Source organism: Synechococcus sp. WC101 (assembly GCF_047461555.1).
GTDB lineage: Bacteria > Cyanobacteriota > Cyanobacteriia > Thermostichales > Thermostichaceae > Thermostichus.
In genome coordinates this window covers 1-19,213 of the sequence record NZ_JANSHG010000028.1, presented here as the reverse complement: position 1 = coordinate 19,213, position 19,213 = coordinate 1, and the positions used below count along the sequence as shown (strand labels likewise).

Sequence of the window (19,213 nt, the reverse complement as noted above, 5' to 3'; positions counted from 1 at the left end):
AATTGGGGATGCGGCAGCTCTGCAATCGCCCCTGAGCTTTACGGGGTTTGGATCCCTGGTGCGCAACTGCCCTCGCCTGTGCGATTTGCTGGACACAGCCTTGCGCCATAATCTCCTCAAAGCCGCCGACCTAGCCCAGATCCGCGCCTACCAGGGCAACTCCGCCGTCACTTGGCTGTTTTCGCGGGGGATGATGGTGCCCACCGGCAAGGTGTTGCCGCCCGAGCGCATCAACGCCATCCTCAACAGCTTTTTCGGTATTCTCGCCACCGAGCCGCCTGAGGTGGTGGACGACTTTATCAAAGACCGGGCTGGCTGGCTGGCCTTTAACCGCATGGCTATCAAAGCGGCTCTGCAGAACCCGCGGCTGCTGCTGTGGATCTGGGAGGCAGTAGGAGCGGAAGGCTTTGCCCAGTGGCTACCTACCTACTTCAGCTACACCGGACTGGCTTTGCTCTCGGCCCTCCTGGGAAGTTGGTTTCCCAAGCTGGTGCGGCGCCTGCAGCCCTGGCTGGAGTCCCGCTACCCCCGCCTGTGGTTGCGCTGCCTGAGCTGGAGCTACACCCTCACCTACGGGGTAGGCCAGCCGCGCCTGGAGTTTCATCTCCCCGCTCCCAGCTCTCCTGCCGCGCAAAACCTGCAAAACCCAATACCGACCTGGATAGAAGAAAGGGCCTAGGCCGGAGACTTTCACCAAGCCGTTGTTTCCACCGTCTCTCTGGCGCCTCCAGGAAAGGCGGGCGTCAACTGTTTTGTCGGCAGAGTCAACTCACAAAAAATCTCGAGGAGTGCTGGCAGTCCTTGCTTTGGTTTGCTAGCAGTTTTCGGCCTTATCTGCACAAGATTGTTTGCCGCAGCAGCCGATTCCCAGGTAGTGGCCAGCGGCAAAAGAGCTGTGTCCACCTGCTCTTTACCTTGGCAATTGGCTCAAGTTGAGTATAATCAGTGCCTACCATCCACTAACCTTCAGGTTCAGGCCGAAGAGGGTTGGGAAGGGATCCCAACTTGAATCGGTCGAGGAGTTTCTGAACCTCTTTTTGCAAGGTCTCTATTTTGGCAAGAAAACTAGGACCAGATCCAATGGTTTATACTTTTGAAATCATCGGCATTGCCCCTGCCCTCGATTTTTTCTGGCAGCAGCAGGAGCTGGCAAAGCGGCCTTGTCGGGTAGAGTACCTGGGCACCCGCCCTTGCACCCTGGATGCGCTGCTGGGATCCTTGGAGGAGGTGCCGGCGCGGCGGGGCTGGGATTTGGATCAGCTAATCGAAGCGGTTATTCGCTTCTGGTGCAACAATCCCGACTTGGTCAGTTTGTGGCGGTCTCGCTTTCAGGATGCCGGAGAAGATGTCCTGCTGATCTCGCGGGTGGGGCCCATTCAATCCCTACAGCAGGAGTTTGAGTGGCTGCTCAACCAATGAGATCCCTAAACCGGGTAGGCTAAGGGCAGGATTGTTTCGTAACTACCCATGAGCGACACCGTTTTCAGCAAGATCATCCGCAGGGAGATCCCGGCCCAGATTGTCTACGAAGACGAGCGAGCCATCGCCTTCAAAGACATTGCTCCCCAGGCTCCTGTCCACATCTTGGTGGTGCCCAAGGAGCCTATCCCCGGCATTGCCCAGGCCAAGCCCGAACACGAAGCGTTGCTAGGGCACCTGCTGCTGACGGCTCAGCGGGTGGCTGTTGAAGCTGGCCTAAGCAGAGGTTATCGCTTGGTCATCAACCAAGGAGAAGACGGGGGTCAAACCGTCTTTCACCTGCACATCCACGTTCTGGGCGGTCGGGCGATGGGCTGGCCGCCGGGCTAGCTTCGGGTTTTGCCGCCAAGTGGGGCCTCTACAGCTAGAATGCTGCCATTGAGGGTGGCTGGCAGGCGAGGTTTAGAGGCGATGGAGTGGCATGTTACCGATGCGGAAAGCCTGATGATCATCGACCAGGAGGTGGGCAAGCACGAGCTTTCCCCCGCCGAGTATGAGGTGGTTCGTCGAGTTATTTACGCTACTGCAGATTTCGAGTATCTCCACCTCATCCGTTTTGGCAACGAAGCCCTGCAGGCTGGGGCGGCGGCTTTGGCGGCGCGCACCACCATTGTGGTGGACGAGCCGATGGTGCAGGTAGGCATCGCGCGGGCCGTGCAGAACACCTTCTCCAACCCCATCTACTGCGGCAGCGAAGCTGTCACCCGCCCCCAGAGGGACAAGACCCGCTCTGCCTGGGGCCTGCAAACCCTAGCTCAGCGCTACCCTGAGGCAATCTTTGTCATTGGCCAATCCCAGACGGCTCTTTCCACCCTGGTGCAGTTGATCGCCGAGAAAGAGGTATCCCCTGCCCTGGTCATCGCGACGCCGGCTGGGTTTGTGGATGTGGTGAAAGCCAAGCAGGAGCTGGCCGATTCCATGGTGCCCCACATCCGCACTGAGGGACGGAAGGGCGGCCCTGCAGTGGCGGCGGCGGTCTTGGATGGCCTGCTGGATTTGGCTTGGCAGGCCTATGTGGGAGCCAGCAGCCCAAGCCCTACTGGCAAATCAGTTAGCGGATAGAGGGGAGCTCCGTTGATCTGATGATCTAAATGGTTCTGATCCAGATCACAGGCTTGGCAGGATCTCCGTCATGCTTCCCTCGGTCTGGCTTCGAGAAGATGGGAGCTATCTTCTCAGTGCCGGACAAAAAAGCCCGAGAAGCGGCTAGTCGAGGCAGAGCGAGGGATCCGGTCATGCAGCAGTTCATTTGGGTTTGGGGAAGCGGCTGGCTTTTGGCTATGGCCTTGGCCAGGGGAGGATGGGCCCAAGCGGAGGTAGCGGCTCTTTTGCCCGCCGGACAGCCGGCTATATCGCCCTCTCTCCCTGTGCCGTCGAACATCGACCAGAGGGAAGCTCGACTCAGCCCCTACCAGCGCTGGCAACAGCAGCATGCTGCCGCGGAGATTCCCTCTTCTGGGTTTGGGGAGGTCTTCTACCGCCTCGCTCAGAAAGCGGAACAGAGCCCAGAGGGGCTGCCTTTTCCACTGCGGCCAGCCGGGATCCCTCTGGGAGAGGGTAGCCCTTTTTTCCTCCATGTCAACGGGCTGGTCTACCAACTGTCCTATTGAAATAGGCGGGGAGGTTTTCGCGTTAGCAGGACGGCTATTTCAAGCCCTGCTGAACCTCTCCTCTCCCTGGGGGTGAGGGATCAGTAATGATTCCCCACCTTGCGGTGGTGGACGGCGGTGAGGCCCTCCAGGTTGGAGACCCGCCCGGCTTCTAGGGTGCTGTAGACCACCCAGTGGTCGCTGGTTTCTAGGCGGCTGGCCACGCGGCACTCCAGGTAGGCCAAGGCATCGGCCAAGATGGGGGATCCGTTGGCGGCGGGGTAGGTCTTGATGCCGGCAAAGCGGTCGGCTCCCGGCGGGAAGCGCTTCAGGAAGTGGCGCATTAGGGACTGGTGATGGCCTTCCTGCAACACGTTGAGGACAAAGGTATCGCCCACCTGCAGGAAGGACTCGATGGCCCGGTCTTTGGCCACGGCAACGCTGATCCCCGGCGGATCGCTGCTGGCCTGGGCCACCCAGGAGGCGAGCATGGCGCTGGTGGCCTGCCCTTTGCGGGCGGTGAGGATGTAAAGGCCATTGCTGATGCGGCCTAGGGCGCGATCCAAGTCGGCATCCAGGGCTTTCATCTGCTGAATGGTGCGATCCCGCGTTAGCCACTGCCCCAGGTCGGTGCCGGCTTCCTCCGCCAATTGCAGCAGGGTTTCGTCTAGGGGTTGCTTGAGGAGAATAGGAGGGAACACTTCTTTGGCGCCCATCTCCTGCAGCGTGTTGCGGCAGAGGTAGACCGACTCGTCATCTGCTCCCCCCGACTCGAACAGGCCAAAGCCTTGTTTGCTGTGGGCAGCAGCCAGGAGGGTTTTCAGCAGCACCTGGGTGGAGGCCGCATCAGGCCCCGCTTGGGGCGGCATGCCTATCACCACACCAGCGGCCAAGCTCATCAGCTCGCGCACCTCGTGGGCATCCAGCAGCCGCAGATCCGCCAGCTCTACGGCAACGCCGGTTTTTTGGATGCCGCGGGCAATGGCTTGGGCCAATGCTTCCGCCTGGCCATAGCCCGATAGGTAGAACACCGCCACCATTCGTTCGGCTTTGGCCTGCTCCAGGCTCCAAGTGCGGTAGTGCTCCACCCAATCAGACAGGTGGTGGCGCAGCAGGGGGCCGTGGCCGGTAGCAATGGCGGCGATGGGGGGCAGGGACTCCATGCGCTTCAGGGCCGAGAGTACCGAGCGGGCGTTGGGCCCCATGAGGCAGTCGTAGTAGAGCTTGAAGTCGGCCTGTAGCAGGTGGGGATGCTCGTCCCAGGCAAAGTCATCGCAGTAGTGCATCCCAAAGACGTCGCAGGTGTAGAGGATCTGCGTGCCGTGGTCGTAGGTGAGGATGGTGTCGGGCCAGTGCAGGTTGGGAGCAGAGATGAACTCCAGAACATGTCCCTTGCCCAGATCCAGGCGATCCCCCTGCTTGACCACCAGGTGCCGGAAGGGGCGATGCACCAGGTTTTCCAAAAATTGCACGGCCACTTTGGAGGCCACTACCGTCATTTGGGGCGCCAGCTCCAGCAGATCCCCGACTAGGCCGCTGTGATCCGGCTCGGTGTGGCTGACCACCAGGTAGTCGAGGGTGGCGGGATCCAGGAGGCCTCGCAGCAGATCCAGGTACAACTGGCGAAACTTCTCGTGGGAGGTGTCGATGAGGGCCACCTTCTCCCCGCGAATTAAAAAGGAGTTGTAGGTGGTGCCGTTTTCCAGGGCGAACTCGATATCAAACCGATCCCGATCCCAGTCCTGGGAGCGGATGGCAAGGGTATCGGCTCCAATGAGCAGCGTCTGCAGCGTAAGATGGCCTGAACGCGGTGCAACTGCCGTAACGGCCATGTTTTCCCCCTCTGCCAAATGGCAACTTTACCTAACTGCCCTCTGCACTCATCGTAACCGTGATGTAACTAAATGTTGAGGAGCCGCCAAGTTTTGATTTTCTGATGAAATGCTTCAGGGATCCCCAAACTGCCGACCCCCGCAGGGTCTGGGAGCAAAAGCTGCGGCAAACTGGGCCAGGGTGTGGCGCAGTTGATCCAAGTTTTGGCCGTTGGCGGCGGACACAAACAGGGCCTTGGGGTAGAGCAGGCGCACGTCCTCGACCCATTCGGGATCGAGGCGGTCAATTTTGTTAAACACCAGTTGTCGCGGGCCGGTGGCCAGGGGCATCTCGTCCAGCAATTTTTCCACCGCCTCGATGTGCCCTTCCCAGTTGGGGTGGGAGAGATCCACCACGTGCAGCAGGGCATCCGCCTCCGTCACCTCCTCCAGCGTGGCCTGGAAGGCCTCTACCAATTGCTCAGGCAGCTCGGTTAAGAATCCCACCGTGTCGGTCAACAGCACTGCCTGCTGGCCGGGCAGCTCCAGCCGCCGCGTGGTGGGATCCAAGGTGGCAAAGAGTTGATCGGCCACATAGACCTGGGCCTGGGTGAGGGCGTTGAGAAGGGTGGACTTGCCGGCGTTGGTGTAGCCCACCAGGGCCACCACAGGAATTTGGGATCCCTCCCGTCGCTGGCGCAGCCGCTGGCGGTGGCGGCGCAGCTCTTCCACTTCCTGCCGCAGCTTGGCGATGCGCCGCTGGATGGCCCGCCGCTCCGTTTCCAACTGGGTTTCCCCCGGCCCCCGCGTGCCAATTCCACCCCCCAACCGCGACATGGTGCGACCGCGACCAGCCAAGCGGGGCAGCAGATACTGCAGTTGTGCAAGCTCCACCTGCAACTTCCCGGCCCGGGTTCTGGCCCGCTGGGCAAAGATATCCAGGATCACCTCGCTGCGATCCACCACTCGCACCCCCAGGGTCTCCTCTAGGTTGCGCACCTGGCTGGGGGTGAGCTCGCGGTCGAACACCACCAGGTTGGCCCCCAAATCCTGCACCAGCAGAGCCAGCTCTTGCACCTTACCGGATCCGATTACCGTGGCCGAATTGGGGCCTTCCCGCCTCTGCCAGAGGGCTTGCAGCACCTGTCCGCCGGCGCTCTCCACCAAGCGGCCCAGTTCCGCCAAGGCGTCCATGAGATCCTCGTAGCTTTGGCCCGGCCCCTGCAGCCCCACTAGGATGGCCCGCTCCTGCTTGGGATCCACCTGGCGGGCGGTTGCTTGGCGCCGAAAGCCATCTTCTAGCTCCGTCACCAGCTCCTGCAGATCTTGTTCTGCCAGGATCCCCAAGGGCAGAGGCTCAGAAACCTGCCAGCGGCGCCCTTCCTCCGGCACCAGATGGGCCAGGTAGGCGCACTTGACAAAGCCCGTGGCCCCCCCGCCGCGGCGCAGCTTTCCCTCTAGGGGAGAGACCGAGAGGGTAATGAGGGCATCCAGCCGCTGGAGGGCCATAGCTGTCAGCGCTTTTTGGCTAGGACCTCCTGGGCCCACTTGGGTGGTGATGCAGCGGATCCCGGACAGGCGCTCCGCCCCTTGGCGGGGCAATTCCCAGGCCGGGATCTGGGTCTCAAAAGGGGATCCCAGCCCCACCCGGATGACTTGGCCGCGCCGGTTGAGGTAAACGCTAATGGGCTGGCCCTCCAGCTCCTGGGTCAGGGATCCCAGCCGTTGGGCAAACTCCACCGTCACCAAGCGATTGGGGGGCAGGCGCAGTTGGTAAAGCCGTTGCAGTTGCTTTCGCTGGTAGGGCTTTAGCCCCTTGGCCTGGGCAAGGCTGAAACGGGGGTCGGTCTGCTGGCAAGCGGTGCTAACCCTGGGCATAGGGACGGGGAAATACCCGAAAACAGGCTTTACCTACCATATACGCTAGTGGCCAGCAGGAACTTGCGGGGATCCCTGTCTCGAGCTTGCCATTGAGGCAGCTACCGCTGGCGAGAAAAGGGTCAAGCCGAGTTTGGAAGAGGTGGATGGATGTAATCTTGCGCCGGGCCAATTTGCCAGATGGCCGTAAGGGAATCGACATCGGCATCGAGGGGGAGCGCATCGTTGCCCTGGAGGCAAATCTGCAGGCTACTGCTCCCCAGGAGATCGATGTGAGCGGCCGCTTGGTGTCGCCCCCCTTTGTGGATGCCCACTTTCACCTGGATGCTGCCCTCACCTACGGGATCCCGCGTGTCAACCAATCGGGCACCTTGCTGGAAGGGATCGCCCTCTGGGGAGAGTTGAAGCCACTGCTAACTCCGGAGGCGGTCATCGAGCGGGCTCTAACCTACTGCGACTGGGCAGTGGCGCGCGGGATCCTAGCCATCCGCGCCCATGTGGACGTGTGCGATCCCAACTTGTTGGCGGTGCGGGCCTTGCTGGAGGTCAAGCAAAAAGTATCCCCCTACCTGGATTTGCAACTGGTGGCCTTTCCCCAAGATGGCTACTACCGCTCGCCGGGGGCGGTGCAGCTTTTGGAGAAGGCTCTGGATTTGGGGGTGGAGGTGGTGGGTGGGATCCCCCACTTCGAGCGGACGATGGCCGAAGGAGCCGCTTCAGTGCGGGCTCTGTGCGAGATTGCAGCAGCGCGCGGCCTGCGGGTGGATCTGCACTGCGACGAGACAGACGATCCGCTTTCGCGCCACGTGGAGACCCTGGCCTACGAGACGCAGCGGCTGGGCTTGCAGGGGCGGGTGGCCGCCTCCCACCTCACCTCGATGCACTCAATGGACAACGCCTACGTGAGCAAACTCATTCCCCTGATGGCCGAAGCAGAGCTGGGGGTGATCGCCAACCCGCTGGTGAACCTGGTGCTGCAGGGCCGCCACGATACCTATCCCAAGCGGCGGGGGCTGACGCGGGTGCCGGAGCTGATGGCCGCCGGGCTGACCGTAGCTTTTGGCCAGGACTGCGTGATGGATCCCTGGTATCCCCTGGGCAGCGGCAACATGCTGGAGGTGGCCCACATGGGGATCCACGCTGCCCAACTGACAGGCTATGAGCAGATGCGGCAGTGTTTCTTGGCGGTTACGGAAAACCCGGCCCGCATTCTGGGGTTAGAAGGCTACGGACTAGAACCCGGCTGCTATGCCGACTTGGTGGTGCTCCAGGCTGCCGATGCTGTCGAAGCCATTCGCCTGCAACCGGCTTGCCTGTACGTTTTCCGTCGGGGACGGCTGATCGCCCAAACCCCGCCGGTGGTTGCCCAGCTCCATTTGCCAGGGCGCCCGGCCCAGGTGGACTTCACCCGCCAGCTTTAACGGCGCACGGTGCCGCTGAAGCCGCTGGCTTTGAACTGCTCCATAGTCAGAGGCAGCGGGCTGGTCACGGGCACGGAGATGCGAATGGAGAAGGGGCTTTCGCCGGGGGGAACCTCCTCGATGGCTCCCAGGCGGGTGCGCTCCGGCAGAACCTCATTGCCGTTGGCATCGTAAAGGCGACCGAAGACATCCGCATTCAGCACAGTATTTCTGGAGCGGTTGACCACCGTGCCTTCAATGAATAGGCACCTGGCCGGTATGGGGTTGCCGTTGCTGGTAACCAGGTTGGTGTATTCGGGGGTATCCGGGCAGGGGGTGAGGTGCAAATCCTTCAGTTGCAGGGGGATGGCTCCAAAACCCAGCAAGAGCGCCGCCAAAGCTGCACAACCCAGGCTCCAGCAGAGGGAGCGAAGCCCCTTCTTCCAAACTTGGCTCATGTTTTTTCTCCAAGGCCCATCTCCCCTAGTCTAGGGGATCCCCCGCCCGGTAAAACCCCTCCTCGGTCTGGATCCCGTCCAAGCGCTGATCCCAGGGATCCTGAGGCAGAGGCTGCTCCAGTAGGCAGGCCTGCGGGACAATGCCCCACTTGGGCACGCCGGGATCCGGCAGCGAGGCCAAAAAGCGGTCGTAATAGCCGCCGCCATAGCCCAGGCGCCTCCCCCAGCGATCGCAGGCCAGGGCGGGCACAAGGATTAACTCGGCTTCGGCGGGATCGATGACTTCGCTGCTGGGAGAGGGCTCCAGCAACCCCCAGCGGTTGGGAACAAGCTCAGCTGGGTGGTAGCGGTGCCACCGCAACTGCCGCTGCGGCAAGCAACGAGGGATCCCCCAGCGCTTTTCAGGGAAAAGGGCGAACAGGGATCCCAAGTCCACCTCGGAGCCGAAGGCCACGTAGGCCAGGATGGTCTTGGCCGCCAAAAGCCGGGGCTGAGAGGCCAGATGAGCCACTATCTTCTGCTCGACCAGAGAGCGATCCACCCCTTGCCGCACTTGGCGGAAGTGCCGGCGCAAGCGAGCTTTGGGGAGAAAATTGGGCCCCACAGACGGAGACAGGTTTGTAGCGTAGAAGGGAGTTGCCGCAGCGCCATGCCATCTCCCTGCCTTGACTTTCCCCACCCCCAGTCAAGCTTAGGGGTGGATATCCAGAACCTACTGGATGGCCAGGAGCTCCACTTCAAAATCGAGAGTAGCGTTGGGAGGGATCACGCCGCCGGCGCCGCGGCTGCCATAGGCCAACTCCGGCGGAATGCGCAAATACCGCTTGCCACCCACCCGCATGGTGGCCAGACCTTCCTCCCAGCCACGGATCACCTGCCCTACCCCGTAGGTGAAGGTAAAAGGTTGATTGCGCTTGTAGGAGCTATCGAAGACGGTGCCATCCTGCAGCTTGCCCACGTAGTTCACCACCACCGTTTGCCCCGGCTGAGGTGAAGGCCCTGTACCTTCGACAAGGTCGTAGTACTGCAGACCCGACTCGGTGGTGATAAATTGCTGGGCTTGAGATTGCACAGTAACTGCTGGGTGATCTTTGGCTCGCGACAGAGCCATGGCCGGCTGTCCAGCCCACACCCCAATCCACAGCAAACCCAGCAACAGCAGCAGCATCTGTTTCATCCGTTGGCGTCCCCCCGGTGCCGACTTTTTGCCTCCCCAACAATCTTAGGGGATCCCCTCATCCTATTTCGGCAAATTCGACGATCTGCCCTTGATGGTCGCGCACCCAGAAGACAAAAGGCTTTTCGGAGCGGACGCTGCTGCGGATCCCTTGCTTGTTGATCCGCTTCAGGAGGGCTTTGAGGGCTTCCCGTTCGTAGGTGGTGTGGCGATAGCGGACGCCGCTGCTGCGACCGGCTGCCGCCCCGTAGGCAGGTACAAAGGGAGTTCTGGAGAGACTGCCGTAGGGATCCGTGGTACCGGGGATCACGTGCAGTTGCACGGTGTCGGAGAGCTGATACCAGAGGCCAGCGGTATCGAGAGGTGTCGAGGTGGAGCGGGCTTTGGCATCAAGGCGGGAGCTGAGGCCAATATCCGCCGGGAAGTAGGCAGATCCCAGGCTGGAGCCGACCATGCTTTGCTCATAGCCGTAGTAGTACTGCAGCGGCAGCTCCGCCTCCGGCAGCCTCAAGACCTTTTCGTAAAACCCTCGCGCCTGCTCCAGATCGGGCACGATGATGGTGTAAACCCGCGGTGCGCCGCTCAGAAACGTCCACATGGCCCCGCCGTAGGCCGATAGCAGCAAAAACATCAGCCCCTTCGTGGAGAGCAAAACCTCCAGGGGGATCAGCGGCAGCATCAGTCCAAGGGGGGTTGGCATTGGCGCTTGTCCATTTGCGGGTGGCTCTGTAGTCCAGTATAGGATCCCTAGGCTGATGAAGCTTGCCCTGTTTGCCTCCACCCCGCGCGGTCGCCGCTTGGCCCAGGCTCTGCTGTCGCTGCTGCCAGAGGAGTGGATCTGCTGGAGCAAAGCCAATCCACAGGGAGAGCCGCTGCCTTGGCCCTGGCAAGCCTATGGGGATCCCAGCCATCCCACAGCGCCCAGATCCCTGGCGGCAGCGGTGGCCCAAACTTGGCCCCAGGTGCAGGGCTGTCTTTTCATCTTGCCAGTTGGGTCGGTGGTGCGGCTAATTGCCCCCCTCTTGCAGGACAAATACCGGGATCCGGCGGTGGTGGTGGTGGATGAATCAGGCCGCTGGGCCATTAGCCTCTGCGGGGGACATGTGGGCGGGGCCGATGCGCTGGCGCGGCAGGTGGCGGCTGCTTTGGGAGCCGAGCCGATCCTCACCTCTGCCTCCGAAGGGCTGGGGATCCCGCCTGTGGATGTGTTGGGGCATCCCTACGGCTGGCGGCGGGGCAGTGGCGATTGGAACGGGGTAGCTGCTGCCCTGACGCGGGGAGAGCCGGTGGCCGTAGAGCAAACCTGCGGCACGCAGCTCTGGCGGCGGGCCTGGCCAGCGGATCATCCTCTTTTGACTACGGCTCCCGACCAAGCAGTGGCCCAGATCCGGATTGGGGAATACACAACGCCTTGCCCCCACATCCCCACCGTCCACTGGCATCCGCGGGTGCTGTGGGTGGGGGTGGGCTGCGAGCGGGGCACCAGCCGCGCCTGGCTGGAGGGATCCCTGCGGCGCCTGTTGCAAAACCAGGGGCTGGCCCTCGAGGCCGTTGCCGGCTTGGCCACTCTGGAGCTGAAACGGGATGAGGCGGGGCTCTTGGAGCTGGCCCAGGCCCATGGCTGGCCCATCCAGTTTTTCTCCGCCGCGGCCCTGGCAGGGATCCCGGTTCCCCACCCTTCAGAGGCGGTGCGGCAGGCGGTGGGCACCCCTTCGGTGGCGGAGGCGGCTGCTCTTTTGGCAGCCCAGCGCTGGTCGGGAGAGGACAATCCAGCCCAGGGGAGAGCCACCCTTGTCTGCCCCAAGCAGATCTTCACCTCAGAAAGCGAGGGAGCTTGTACCCTGGCCATTGCCCGCGCCGCCCGCGAGTATTCCCCTCGCGCCGGGCACCTGTGGCTAATTGGCATCGGCCCTGGGGATCCCGCCCAATTGACCTTGGCCGCCCGCCTGGCCCTGGCCCAAGCCGAGGTGGTGATTGGCTACCAGCTTTACCTGGACTTGGTGGCGCCCCTCCTGCACCCCGGCCAGATTTGCGAAGCCTTTCCCATCACCCAGGAGGTGCAGCGGGCGCAGCGCGCCATCGCCCTGGCCCAGCAGGGGCTGCAGGTGGCGGTGATCTCTTCGGGGGATGCGGGGATCTACGGCATGGCCGGCCTGGTGTTGGAGTACTTGGCCCGCAGCGGCTGGGATGGGATCCGCCCCTCCCTGGAGGTGCTGCCGGGGATCTCCGCCCTTCAAGCTGCTGCGGCTCGCCTAGGAGCCCCTCTCATGCAGGATTTTTGCGCTATTTCCCTCTCGGATCGCCTCACCCCCTGGCCGGCCATCGAGCAACGCCTGCAGGCGGCTGCCCAGGCCGACTTTGTGGTGGCCCTGTATAACCCCCGCTCGCGGCAGCGGTTGGATCCCTTCCTCAAGGCGCTGCAGATCTTTCGCCGGGCCCGCCCCACCCACACCCCGGTGGCGGTGGCCCGCAACCTCTACCGTCCCGGCGAGGCCATCCACCTCACCACGCTAGGGGAGTTGGATCCTGAGCAGGTGGACATGTTTACCCTGGTCTTGATCGGCAGCTCGCAGACCTTTCGCTACGGCAGCCGGCTGATCACTCCCCGCGGCTACCGCTTGTGATGAACCCACCTGATGGCCGTTGGATTTCGATTCAAAACACCGTGAGATGGCGGGGATCCAACTGCAGCCACCAGGGGGATCCCCAAGCTTCCACCTCGTGCCACACCTCGGCTTGCAGGCGATAGTCCTGGCTGTGGTCAGGAGGGCTGCCCAGCCTAAAGAGGAGAATCAATCGGTGAGGGGTCTCACTCCCCCTGGCGCCAATCCGCGATAGCCCCAGCCGGGGTCCGGGCAAGGTATTCGGAGCGCCGCCATTTTCTGTCCAAAAGAACCGGGAGCTCAAAGAATCTAAGGGCGCCGCCTGCTTGCCTAGGCAGAGGTAGAAGCTGTGTCCAAGTGGGGAGAGACGCTGCCGCTGGAAAACTCCTAATATATTGGACTGTAGCTGTTCATTAAAAAACGCTTAACTACTTGTTGCAAGCAGCAGATGGCGGGTTTTGAAGACTGGGCAATTGGGCCAGAGAGCGCCTGGTGTCTCCCCTTTTATGGCTGGGTAGGGACAGCGCTGGCTCTTCCTTGGGCCGCTGGCTGGATCAAGCGCAGTGGCCCACGTCCGGCAGCCTACCTCAATATCCTGCTGACCTTTGCGGCCCTTGCTCATAGCTTTTGGCTGTTGCGACAAGTTTGGGGTCGGGATCCCCAGCTCCTGAACTACCTCTGGTTTCGGGTGGCCGATTTGGACTTGTCCCTGGCTTTGGAGGTCTCGCCTCTGACGCTGGGGGCGGTGGTCTGGGTAAGCGGCTTGAGCTTGCTGGCCCAGATCTACGCCCTGGGGTACCTGGACAAAGATTGGGGGTTGGGCCGCTTTGCCGCCCTGATGGGCTTTTTTGAGGGGGGGATGACGGGGATCGCCCTCAGCGATTCGCTGTTTCTCAGCTACGCGCTGCTGGAGATGCTCACGCTTTCCACCTACTTATTGGTGGGCTTTTGGTACGCCCAGCCGCTGGTGGTCACGGCGGCGCGGGATGCTTTTCTCACCAAACGGGTGGGAGACCTGCTGCTGTTGATGGGGGTGGTGGCGGTTTCCAATTTCTCCGGCTCCTTGACCTTTTCCGGCCTGCGCGATTGGGCGGCTACGGCCAGCTTGGATCCAACTTGGGCGGCCTTGATGGGGTTGGCTTTGATTGCCGGGCCGCTGGGCAAGTGCGCCCAGTTCCCGCTGCACCTGTGGCTGGATGAGGCCATGGAGGCGCCCAACCCGGCTTCGATCCTGCGCAACTCGGCAGTGGTGGCCGCTGGAGCTTTTGTCCTCATCAAGCTGCAGCCAGTCTTGGCCCTCTCCCCTTTCACGGATGGGGTGCTGGTGGCCATCGGCACCATCACAGCCGTAGGGGGATCCCTGGTGGCCTTGGCGCAAATCGATCTCAAGCGCACCTTCTCCTATTCCACCAGCGCCTACCTGGGCCTGGTGTTTGGGGCGGTGGGGACGGGGCAGCCGGATTTGGCGCTGGAGCTGCTGCTGCTGCACGGCCTGGCCAAGGCGCTGCTGTTTATGGGGGTGGGATCCCTCATCTACACCACTTCTACCCAAGATCTGACGGAGCTGGGGGGCCTAGGGGGCCGCATGCCGGCTACGGTGGCCGCCTTTGCTGTGGGATCCCTGGGGATGGTGGCCCTGTTGCCCCTGGGGTGCTTTTGGATCCTAATCCGCCTGGCGCTGGTGTACAGCGCCCTGCAGCCGGCCCTGTTGGGGGTGTTGCTGCTGATGAATGGGCTGACGGCTTTGAACCTGGCGCGGGTGTTTGGCCTGGTCTTCTTGGGATCCCCGCAGCCCAAGACGCGCCGTGCCCCTGAGGTGGGCTGGCCGATGGCCCTGCCCATGGTCATTCTGACGGTGCAGAACCTGCTCATGCCCTGGCTGTTTTGGCGGTGGGGGCTTTATCCCGGTTGGATCCCAGAGCTGCAGCAGATGGCGGCTCTGCTGGCGGCCTCGGGTTTGCTGGGGGCCGGTGTTGGTGCTTGGCTGTACTGGGGGGGCCGGCGGCGGCTGCGCCTACCCTGGCCGGAGCTGCAGGATCTGTTGGCGCAGGATTTCTACACCGGGCAGCTCTACCAGGCTTTGGTGGTGCAGCCGGTCGGCGCCCTTTCCCGCGGACTGGAGTGGCTGGATCGCAACGGGGTGGATGGCCTGGTGAACGGAGTGAGCCTGGCTTTTTGGTTTAGCGGCGAAGCCCTCAAGTACACCCTGTCGGGGCGGATGCAGCTCTACGTGTTGCTCATTGTCATCGGGGTCGTGGTGGTTACCGCTTGGCTGCTGCGCTCGCCCCTGGTGGGATTGGCCTATTGAGACGGGAGGAACCATGCTCAGCCTTCTAATCGGGATCCCCCTATTGGGTGGCCTGCTGGTGGGGCTGATCCCCGAGCAAGCGGGGAAGGGCCTGCACCGAAGTTTGGCCTTGGGCTTCGGCCTGGCTTGGTTGGGGCTGAGCTTGGGGCTGCTGCTGCAGTTTGATCCCCAAGCGCAAGGGATCCAGATGGCCGAACAGATGGCCTGGATCCCGCAGTTGGGCCTGGTTTACGAGCTGGGGGTGGACGGGATCTCCCTGCCGCTAGTGGTGATGACCGGCTTGCTGGTATTGATTGCCCTCTGGGCCAGCGGCCCGGTGGAGCGGCCCCGCCTCTACTACAGCTTGGTGTTGCTGCTAGCAGCCGCCATTGTGGGGGCTTTTCTGGCCCAGAACTTGCTGCTGTTTTTCTTGTTCTACGAAGTCGAGCTAATTCCCCTTTATCTGCTGATTGCCATCTGGGGCGGGCCGCGGCGCACCTATGCCGCCACCAAGTTTTTGGTCTACACCGCCCTCTCGGGGGTGCTTCTGCTGATTGGCTTTTTCGGCCTCAGTTGGCTGAGCGACGCCCACAGTTTTACCTACACCGTTTTGCAGGCCCACCCCTTGCCGCTGCTGCCCCAGATTCTCATCCTCATTCCCATCCTGCTGGGGCTGGCCATCAAGATCCCCTTGGTGCCCTTCCACACCTGGCTGCCGGACGCCCACGTGGAGGCTTCCACCCCCATTTCTGTGCTCTTGGCGGGGCTCTTGCTCAAGTTGGGCACCTATGGCCTGGTGCGCTTTGGCCTGCAGCTTTTACCCGATGCCTGGGAGCAAGCCGGGCCGTGGCTGGCCAGTTGGGCGGTGGCCAATGTGCTGTATGGATCCCTGAACGCCTTGGTGCAGCAAGACATGAAAAAGCTGGTGGCCTACAGCTCCATTGCCCACATGGGCTACATTCTCCTGGGCACGGCGGCGGCCACCCCCATCTCCTTGGTGGGATCCGTCTTCCAGATGGTGAGCCATGGGCTGATTTCCTCGCTGCTGTTTTTGCTGGTGGGTGCTGTCTACGCCAACACCGGCACGCGGGATCTCAAGCGGCTGCGGGGATTGCTCAACCCGGAACGCGGCCTGCCACTTGTTGGCAGCTTGATGGTGTTGGGGGTGATGGCCAGCGGCGGCACGCCCGGCCTGGTGGGCTTTATTGCCGAGTTCACCCTCTTTCGGGGCAGCTTCCCCGTCTTCCCCCTGCAGACGTTGCTGTGCATGGTGGGGACGGGATTGACGGCGGCCTACTTTTTGCTGATGGTGAACCGCGTCTTTTTCGGGCGCCTCTCGGAAGTGGCCATTGCCATGCAACGACGCGCCACGGGAGAACGCCTGCCTGCTGTAGTTTTGGCCTCGCTGGTGGTGGTGCTTGGCCTCCAGCCTGCCTGGGCAACCCACTGGGTGGAGTCCACCGCCGCCCATTTGGCCAAGCCGGCGGCCCTCAATCTTGCCGAAGCAGGCGGGCCGACCACTGCTTTCGAGCCTGGGTTCTCTTCGTTGTGACGATTTAGTGATACGACTGAGTTTTTGTTGTTGTCTCAACCCCTCCTTACTCCCATGACGGCCACCCTTGTTCCCGCTCCTTCCTGTTTCTTTCTGGCTGGCTTAGATCCTCTAGAGCAACGGCGACTGGCTCCCATCGTCCAACGCCTAGAAGCAGGGGGAGCCCTTGTGCCGGATTCTTCCAGCAACCGGCTGGAGGTCATCGGCATCCTCCACAGCTACGGCCAGGTGCTGGATGCCTACTCCCAGAATTTGATCTTCATAGCCGACCACCAATTTTTGGAGCTCTTCCCAGTTTTTAAGTACTTCAACGGCGAAATCACCCTGGGCAAATGGCTGCGCTACCTCTGGCATGACCGCATCAACTACGAGTTTGCCGAATACTGCATGAAAGCCATGCTCTGGCATGGAGGGGGAGGCCTCGATCGCTATCTGGATACTCCCGAATTTGTCGAGCGGGCCAAGGTGGCCATCCGGGCCAAGTTCCGCTTCAACCCCCTTCTGCAGGGCCTCAACTTCCTCTGCCCCGACTTTGCGCTGGAACAGGTGCGCATGCTGGCCATGTACAGCGGCCTGGGCCAGTTCTGGCGGGTGATGAGCGATATCTTCCTGGCCTTGGCCAAGCGCCGCGAGAGCGAACCGCAGCTCACGCTTCCCGACGTAGTAGCCCACATTCAGCAGGGGTTGGTGGCAGCTGCCAACAAGCCCATCACCTACGCCCCCTGCATCTGGGGCCGCCGCTACGAGATCATCCCCCTGTCGGCGGGGCTGACCTTCCTGCCCGATACGGCCCTGCCCTACGTGGAAGCTGTGTTTTTCCGCTCCTTTCCCTTCATGGGCACCGTCTCCTACAATGCCCAGGCCCACCAGATCCCGGCCGAGCAGGCGGACTTCGCCTACGGCGCTTTGTATGCCGATCCGCTGCCGGTGGGGAGCGCCGGGATCCCCCCTACTCTCTTGATGCAGGATATGATGCGCCACCTGCCTGGCTATTTGCGGGAGCACTACCGCCGCCAGCCGCGCGGGGAAGATGACCTGCGGGTGAAAATCTGCCTCAGCTTCCAAAAGGCCATGTTCTGTGTTACCACCGCCGCCCTGCGGGCCCTTGCCCCCTTTCCTCTGGAAACCCAGGATCCCCAGCAGCAGTTGGCCAATCGCGAGTTTCTCGCCCCCTGGCTGCAGCGGCTGCTGGGATCCCGCCTGCTGAGGGTACAAGAAGAAGTTGACACTCCCACCCAGCGGATTCTTACGCAGCCCAAGATGGACTCGCGAAGGCGCTGTCAAGACGCCCCTAGACAGTCCTTTGAGGCATAACCTCAAAGTTCTGCTTACTTCGGACTTAAGTTCCTCCAGGTTAGTTATTGCCGCGCGGGTTTTGCACCGCAGTAGGTTGTTTTCCTGGAGAAGCTCTGTACTAACTATGAAGCAACTAAAGTGGCTCAAGGGCTTTTTCGCCCCGCACTCAAGTACGGGGCTACCAAGCTATTGTCGATGCCTAGCGAACCCGAGCGCTGTTGCCGTTGGCTGCAGCAAGTGGAAGCGGGATCCCATTTTCGGATACAATGTTTTGTCCGATTGAGGAGTAGGGTGGCGTAGCCAAGTGGTAAGGCAGAGGTCTGCAAAACCTCTATGCGCCAGTTCGAATCTGGCCGCCACCTCTCAAACCTGACATCCCCAGCGGGACCCGCATGAAAGACAAGTTGATGTTGATGATCCCCGGCCCCACTCCCGTTCCCGAGAGTGCGCTGCTGGCCATGGCGCGGGGGCCCATCGAGCACCGCAGCCAAGAGTTCAGCGCCATTCTGGAAGAGGTGACGGAGGGGTTGCGCTGGCTGCACCAGACCACCTCCGATGTGTTTGTCTTTGCCTGCAGCGGCACCGGGGCCATGGAAGCCGGGATCCTCAACACCCTCAGCCCCGGGGAGCGGGTCTTGGTGGGGGTCAACGGCAAGTTTGGCGAGCGCTGGGCCGAGATGTCGGAGCAGTTTGGCCTGCAGTGCGAGCGGATAGAAACCCCCTGGGGCGTGCCCTATCCTGTCGAAGTCTTCCAAGAAAAGCTGGCCGCCGACCGGGAGAAGACCATCAAGGCGGTCATCCTCACCCACTCGGAAACCTCCAGCGGCGTGGCCAACGATGTGCAGGCCATTGCGGCTGCTGCCCGCGAGCATGGGGAAGCCTTGGTAATTGTGGATGCCGTCACCAGTTTGGGAGCCATGCCGGTGCCCATGGACGAGTGGGGCTTGGATGTAGTGGCCTCTGGATCCCAAAAGGGCTACATGATCCCGCCAGGGCTGGGGTTTGTAGCTGTTAGCCCGCGGGCCATGGCTGCTGCCGAGCGCTCTCGCTTTCCCAAGTACTACTGGAGCTTTAAACTGGCCCAAAAAGCCCTGCGCCAGGGCACCACTCCCTTTACGCCCGCGGTGAACCTGTTTTATGCCCTGCAGGTAACCCTGCGCCTGATGCGGGCCGAAGGGTTGGAAGCCATCTGCCGCCGCCACGCCCGTTTGGCCCAGGCCACCCGCGCCGGCGTCAAGGCCCTGGGGCTGAAGCTTTTGGTCAACCCGGAGTCGGCAGCCAGCCCCTCGGTAACTGCTGTGCTGGCGCCTGAAGGGATCAACGCCGATACCCTCCGCAGCACCCTGAAGAAACGCTTCGACATCGCCCTTGCTGCCGGTCAAGACCACCTCAAGGGCAAGATCTTCCGCATCGGCCATCTGGGCTTTGTGAGCGACCGCGACATTCTCACCACGCTGGCTGCCCTGGAGTCGACCCTGCACACGCTGGGTTATGGCGACTTCCCTCCTGGAGCGGCCATCAAGGCGGCCGAGGAGATCTTGGCAAGCCCCTAGGGATCCCTTGCCCATTCTGTAGTTCTTGACACCTGGCGCCCCTCCCTTGCCCTGGCTAGAATGGGTGAGCGTTCTTAACAAAAGATAAAATTCCAGAGTCGACTGCTCTGGAGAGCTATCTGTTCCCAAC

17 protein-coding genes, 1 tRNA gene and 1 pseudogene are annotated in these 19,213 nt (G+C 62.1%); 12 read left to right on the top strand and 7 right to left on the bottom strand.

The window, feature by feature from the left end; translation table 11 throughout:
• The 5 genes and pseudogenes from NW809_RS03465 to NW809_RS03445 form a co-directional block, all read left to right on the top strand.
• Positions 1 to 679 (top strand): annotated as a pseudogene (locus tag NW809_RS03465) (flavin-dependent dehydrogenase); the annotation flags it as partial.
• 401 nt (positions 680 to 1,080) lie between these two features.
• Complete coding sequence (locus NW809_RS03460) at positions 1,081 to 1,419, top strand: hypothetical protein (protein WP_011430414.1); 339 nt, start codon at positions 1,081 to 1,083, stop codon at positions 1,417 to 1,419.
• 48 nt (positions 1,420 to 1,467) lie between these two features.
• Positions 1,468 to 1,809: a histidine triad nucleotide-binding protein gene (locus NW809_RS03455; RefSeq protein WP_011430415.1), complete on the top strand. Its 342-nt coding sequence runs from the start codon at positions 1,468 to 1,470 to the stop codon at positions 1,807 to 1,809.
• Positions 1,810 to 1,890: 81 nt separating this feature from the next.
• Positions 1,891 to 2,541, top strand: a complete 651-nt coding sequence (locus NW809_RS03450) for a precorrin-8X methylmutase (protein WP_011430416.1) — start codon at positions 1,891 to 1,893, stop codon at positions 2,539 to 2,541.
• Positions 2,542 to 2,714: 173 nt separating this feature from the next.
• The gene (locus NW809_RS03445; protein WP_041438360.1) at positions 2,715 to 3,089 is read left to right on the top strand and encodes a hypothetical protein; all 375 of its coding nucleotides are present in this window, start codon (positions 2,715 to 2,717) and stop codon (positions 3,087 to 3,089) included.
• Between the two features lie 80 nt (positions 3,090 to 3,169).
• On the opposite strand, the gene NW809_RS03440 is transcribed toward NW809_RS03445, so the two are convergent.
• Together NW809_RS03440 and hflX are read right to left on the bottom strand one after the other, a co-directional pair.
• Positions 3,170 to 4,900 (bottom strand): diflavin flavoprotein, encoded by a 1,731-nt coding sequence (locus tag NW809_RS03440; protein ID WP_099812067.1) that lies wholly within the window; start codon positions 4,898 to 4,900, stop codon positions 3,170 to 3,172.
• Between the two features lie 114 nt (positions 4,901 to 5,014).
• A complete protein-coding gene (hflX, locus tag NW809_RS03435; RefSeq protein ID WP_414401529.1) occupies positions 5,015 to 6,757 on the bottom strand; it encodes a GTPase HflX in 1,743 nt (580 codons plus the stop codon).
• A 146-nt stretch (positions 6,758 to 6,903) separates the two neighbouring features.
• Here hflX and NW809_RS03430 point away from each other — a divergent pair, with 146 nt between their 5' ends.
• Positions 6,904 to 8,178 (top strand): amidohydrolase family protein, encoded by a 1,275-nt coding sequence (locus NW809_RS03430; protein ID WP_414401528.1) that lies wholly within the window; start codon positions 6,904 to 6,906, stop codon positions 8,176 to 8,178.
• Here the strand turns inward: NW809_RS03430 and NW809_RS03425 are convergent.
• The 4 genes from NW809_RS03425 to NW809_RS03410 all read right to left on the bottom strand — a co-directional run bounded on the left by NW809_RS03425 (position 8,175) and on the right by NW809_RS03410 (position 10,492).
• Entirely contained in the window at positions 8,175 to 8,615 is a 441-nt protein-coding gene (locus tag NW809_RS03425) for an FxLYD domain-containing protein (RefSeq protein ID WP_011430429.1), read from the bottom strand. The genes NW809_RS03430 and NW809_RS03425 overlap by 4 nt on opposite strands.
• Positions 8,616 to 8,640: 25 nt before the next feature.
• The gene (locus tag NW809_RS03420; RefSeq protein WP_240527650.1) at positions 8,641 to 9,219 is read right to left on the bottom strand and encodes a 5-formyltetrahydrofolate cyclo-ligase; all 579 of its coding nucleotides are present in this window, start codon (positions 9,217 to 9,219) and stop codon (positions 8,641 to 8,643) included.
• A 108-nt stretch (positions 9,220 to 9,327) separates the two neighbouring features.
• Positions 9,328 to 9,792, bottom strand: a complete 465-nt coding sequence (locus NW809_RS03415) for an FKBP-type peptidyl-prolyl cis-trans isomerase (protein ID WP_041438366.1) — start codon at positions 9,790 to 9,792, stop codon at positions 9,328 to 9,330.
• A gap of 58 nt (positions 9,793 to 9,850) precedes the next feature.
• Complete coding sequence (locus tag NW809_RS03410) at positions 9,851 to 10,492, bottom strand: hypothetical protein (protein WP_011430432.1); 642 nt, start codon at positions 10,490 to 10,492, stop codon at positions 9,851 to 9,853.
• Between the two features lie 55 nt (positions 10,493 to 10,547).
• On the opposite strand from NW809_RS03410, the gene cobJ reads away from it, so the two are divergent.
• Positions 10,548 to 12,416 (top strand): precorrin-3B C(17)-methyltransferase, encoded by a 1,869-nt coding sequence (gene cobJ, locus NW809_RS03405; protein WP_414401527.1) that lies wholly within the window; start codon positions 10,548 to 10,550, stop codon positions 12,414 to 12,416.
• Between the two features lie 31 nt (positions 12,417 to 12,447).
• On the opposite strand, the gene NW809_RS03400 is transcribed toward cobJ, so the two are convergent.
• Entirely contained in the window at positions 12,448 to 12,588 is a 141-nt protein-coding gene (locus tag NW809_RS03400; RefSeq protein ID WP_414401526.1) for a hypothetical protein, read from the bottom strand.
• Between the two features lie 255 nt (positions 12,589 to 12,843).
• On the opposite strand from NW809_RS03400, the gene NW809_RS03395 reads away from it, so the two are divergent.
• From NW809_RS03395 to NW809_RS03375, 5 genes are all read left to right on the top strand, one after another.
• A complete protein-coding gene (locus NW809_RS03395) occupies positions 12,844 to 14,703 on the top strand; it encodes an NAD(P)H-quinone oxidoreductase subunit F (RefSeq protein ID WP_011430435.1) in 1,860 nt (619 codons plus the stop codon).
• A 13-nt stretch (positions 14,704 to 14,716) separates the two neighbouring features.
• The gene (locus NW809_RS03390) at positions 14,717 to 16,234 is read left to right on the top strand and encodes an NADH-quinone oxidoreductase subunit M (RefSeq protein WP_414401525.1); all 1,518 of its coding nucleotides are present in this window, start codon (positions 14,717 to 14,719) and stop codon (positions 16,232 to 16,234) included.
• Between the two features lie 54 nt (positions 16,235 to 16,288).
• Positions 16,289 to 17,548, top strand: coding sequence for a CO2 hydration protein (locus NW809_RS03385; protein ID WP_011430437.1), 1,260 nt, complete (start codon positions 16,289 to 16,291; stop codon positions 17,546 to 17,548).
• 272 nt (positions 17,549 to 17,820) lie between these two features.
• A tRNA-Cys gene (locus tag NW809_RS03380) sits at positions 17,821 to 17,892 on the top strand.
• 30 nt (positions 17,893 to 17,922) lie between these two features.
• The gene (locus tag NW809_RS03375) at positions 17,923 to 19,083 is read left to right on the top strand and encodes a pyridoxal-phosphate-dependent aminotransferase family protein (protein ID WP_011430438.1); all 1,161 of its coding nucleotides are present in this window, start codon (positions 17,923 to 17,925) and stop codon (positions 19,081 to 19,083) included.
• The last annotated feature ends 130 nt before the right edge of the window (positions 19,084 to 19,213 follow it).

Bases quoted from the DNA above. Each gene is read 5' to 3' on its own strand.
- NW809_RS03460 (WP_011430414.1), top strand. From the start codon at position 1,081: ATGGTTTATACTTTTGAAATCATCGGCATTGCCCCTGCCCTCGATTTT.
- NW809_RS03455 (WP_011430415.1), top strand. From the start codon at position 1,468: ATGAGCGACACCGTTTTCAGCAAGATCATCCGCAGGGAGATCCCGGCC.
- NW809_RS03450 (WP_011430416.1), top strand. From the start codon at position 1,891: ATGGAGTGGCATGTTACCGATGCGGAAAGCCTGATGATCATCGACCAG.
- NW809_RS03445 (WP_041438360.1), top strand. From the start codon at position 2,715: ATGCAGCAGTTCATTTGGGTTTGGGGAAGCGGCTGGCTTTTGGCTATG.
- NW809_RS03440 (WP_099812067.1), bottom strand. From the start codon at position 4,900: ATGGCCGTTACGGCAGTTGCACCGCGTTCAGGCCATCTTACGCTGCAG.
- hflX (WP_414401529.1), bottom strand. From the start codon at position 6,757: ATGCCCAGGGTTAGCACCGCTTGCCAGCAGACCGACCCCCGTTTCAGC.
- NW809_RS03430 (WP_414401528.1), top strand. From the start codon at position 6,904: ATGGATGTAATCTTGCGCCGGGCCAATTTGCCAGATGGCCGTAAGGGA.
- NW809_RS03425 (WP_011430429.1), bottom strand. From the start codon at position 8,615: ATGAGCCAAGTTTGGAAGAAGGGGCTTCGCTCCCTCTGCTGGAGCCTG.
- NW809_RS03415 (WP_041438366.1), bottom strand. From the start codon at position 9,792: ATGAAACAGATGCTGCTGCTGTTGCTGGGTTTGCTGTGGATTGGGGTG.
- NW809_RS03410 (WP_011430432.1), bottom strand. From the start codon at position 10,492: ATGCCAACCCCCCTTGGACTGATGCTGCCGCTGATCCCCCTGGAGGTT.
- cobJ (WP_414401527.1), top strand. From the start codon at position 10,548: ATGAAGCTTGCCCTGTTTGCCTCCACCCCGCGCGGTCGCCGCTTGGCC.
- NW809_RS03395 (WP_011430435.1), top strand. From the start codon at position 12,844: ATGGCGGGTTTTGAAGACTGGGCAATTGGGCCAGAGAGCGCCTGGTGT.
- NW809_RS03390 (WP_414401525.1), top strand. From the start codon at position 14,717: ATGCTCAGCCTTCTAATCGGGATCCCCCTATTGGGTGGCCTGCTGGTG.
- NW809_RS03385 (WP_011430437.1), top strand. From the start codon at position 16,289: ATGACGGCCACCCTTGTTCCCGCTCCTTCCTGTTTCTTTCTGGCTGGC.
- NW809_RS03375 (WP_011430438.1), top strand. From the start codon at position 17,923: ATGAAAGACAAGTTGATGTTGATGATCCCCGGCCCCACTCCCGTTCCC.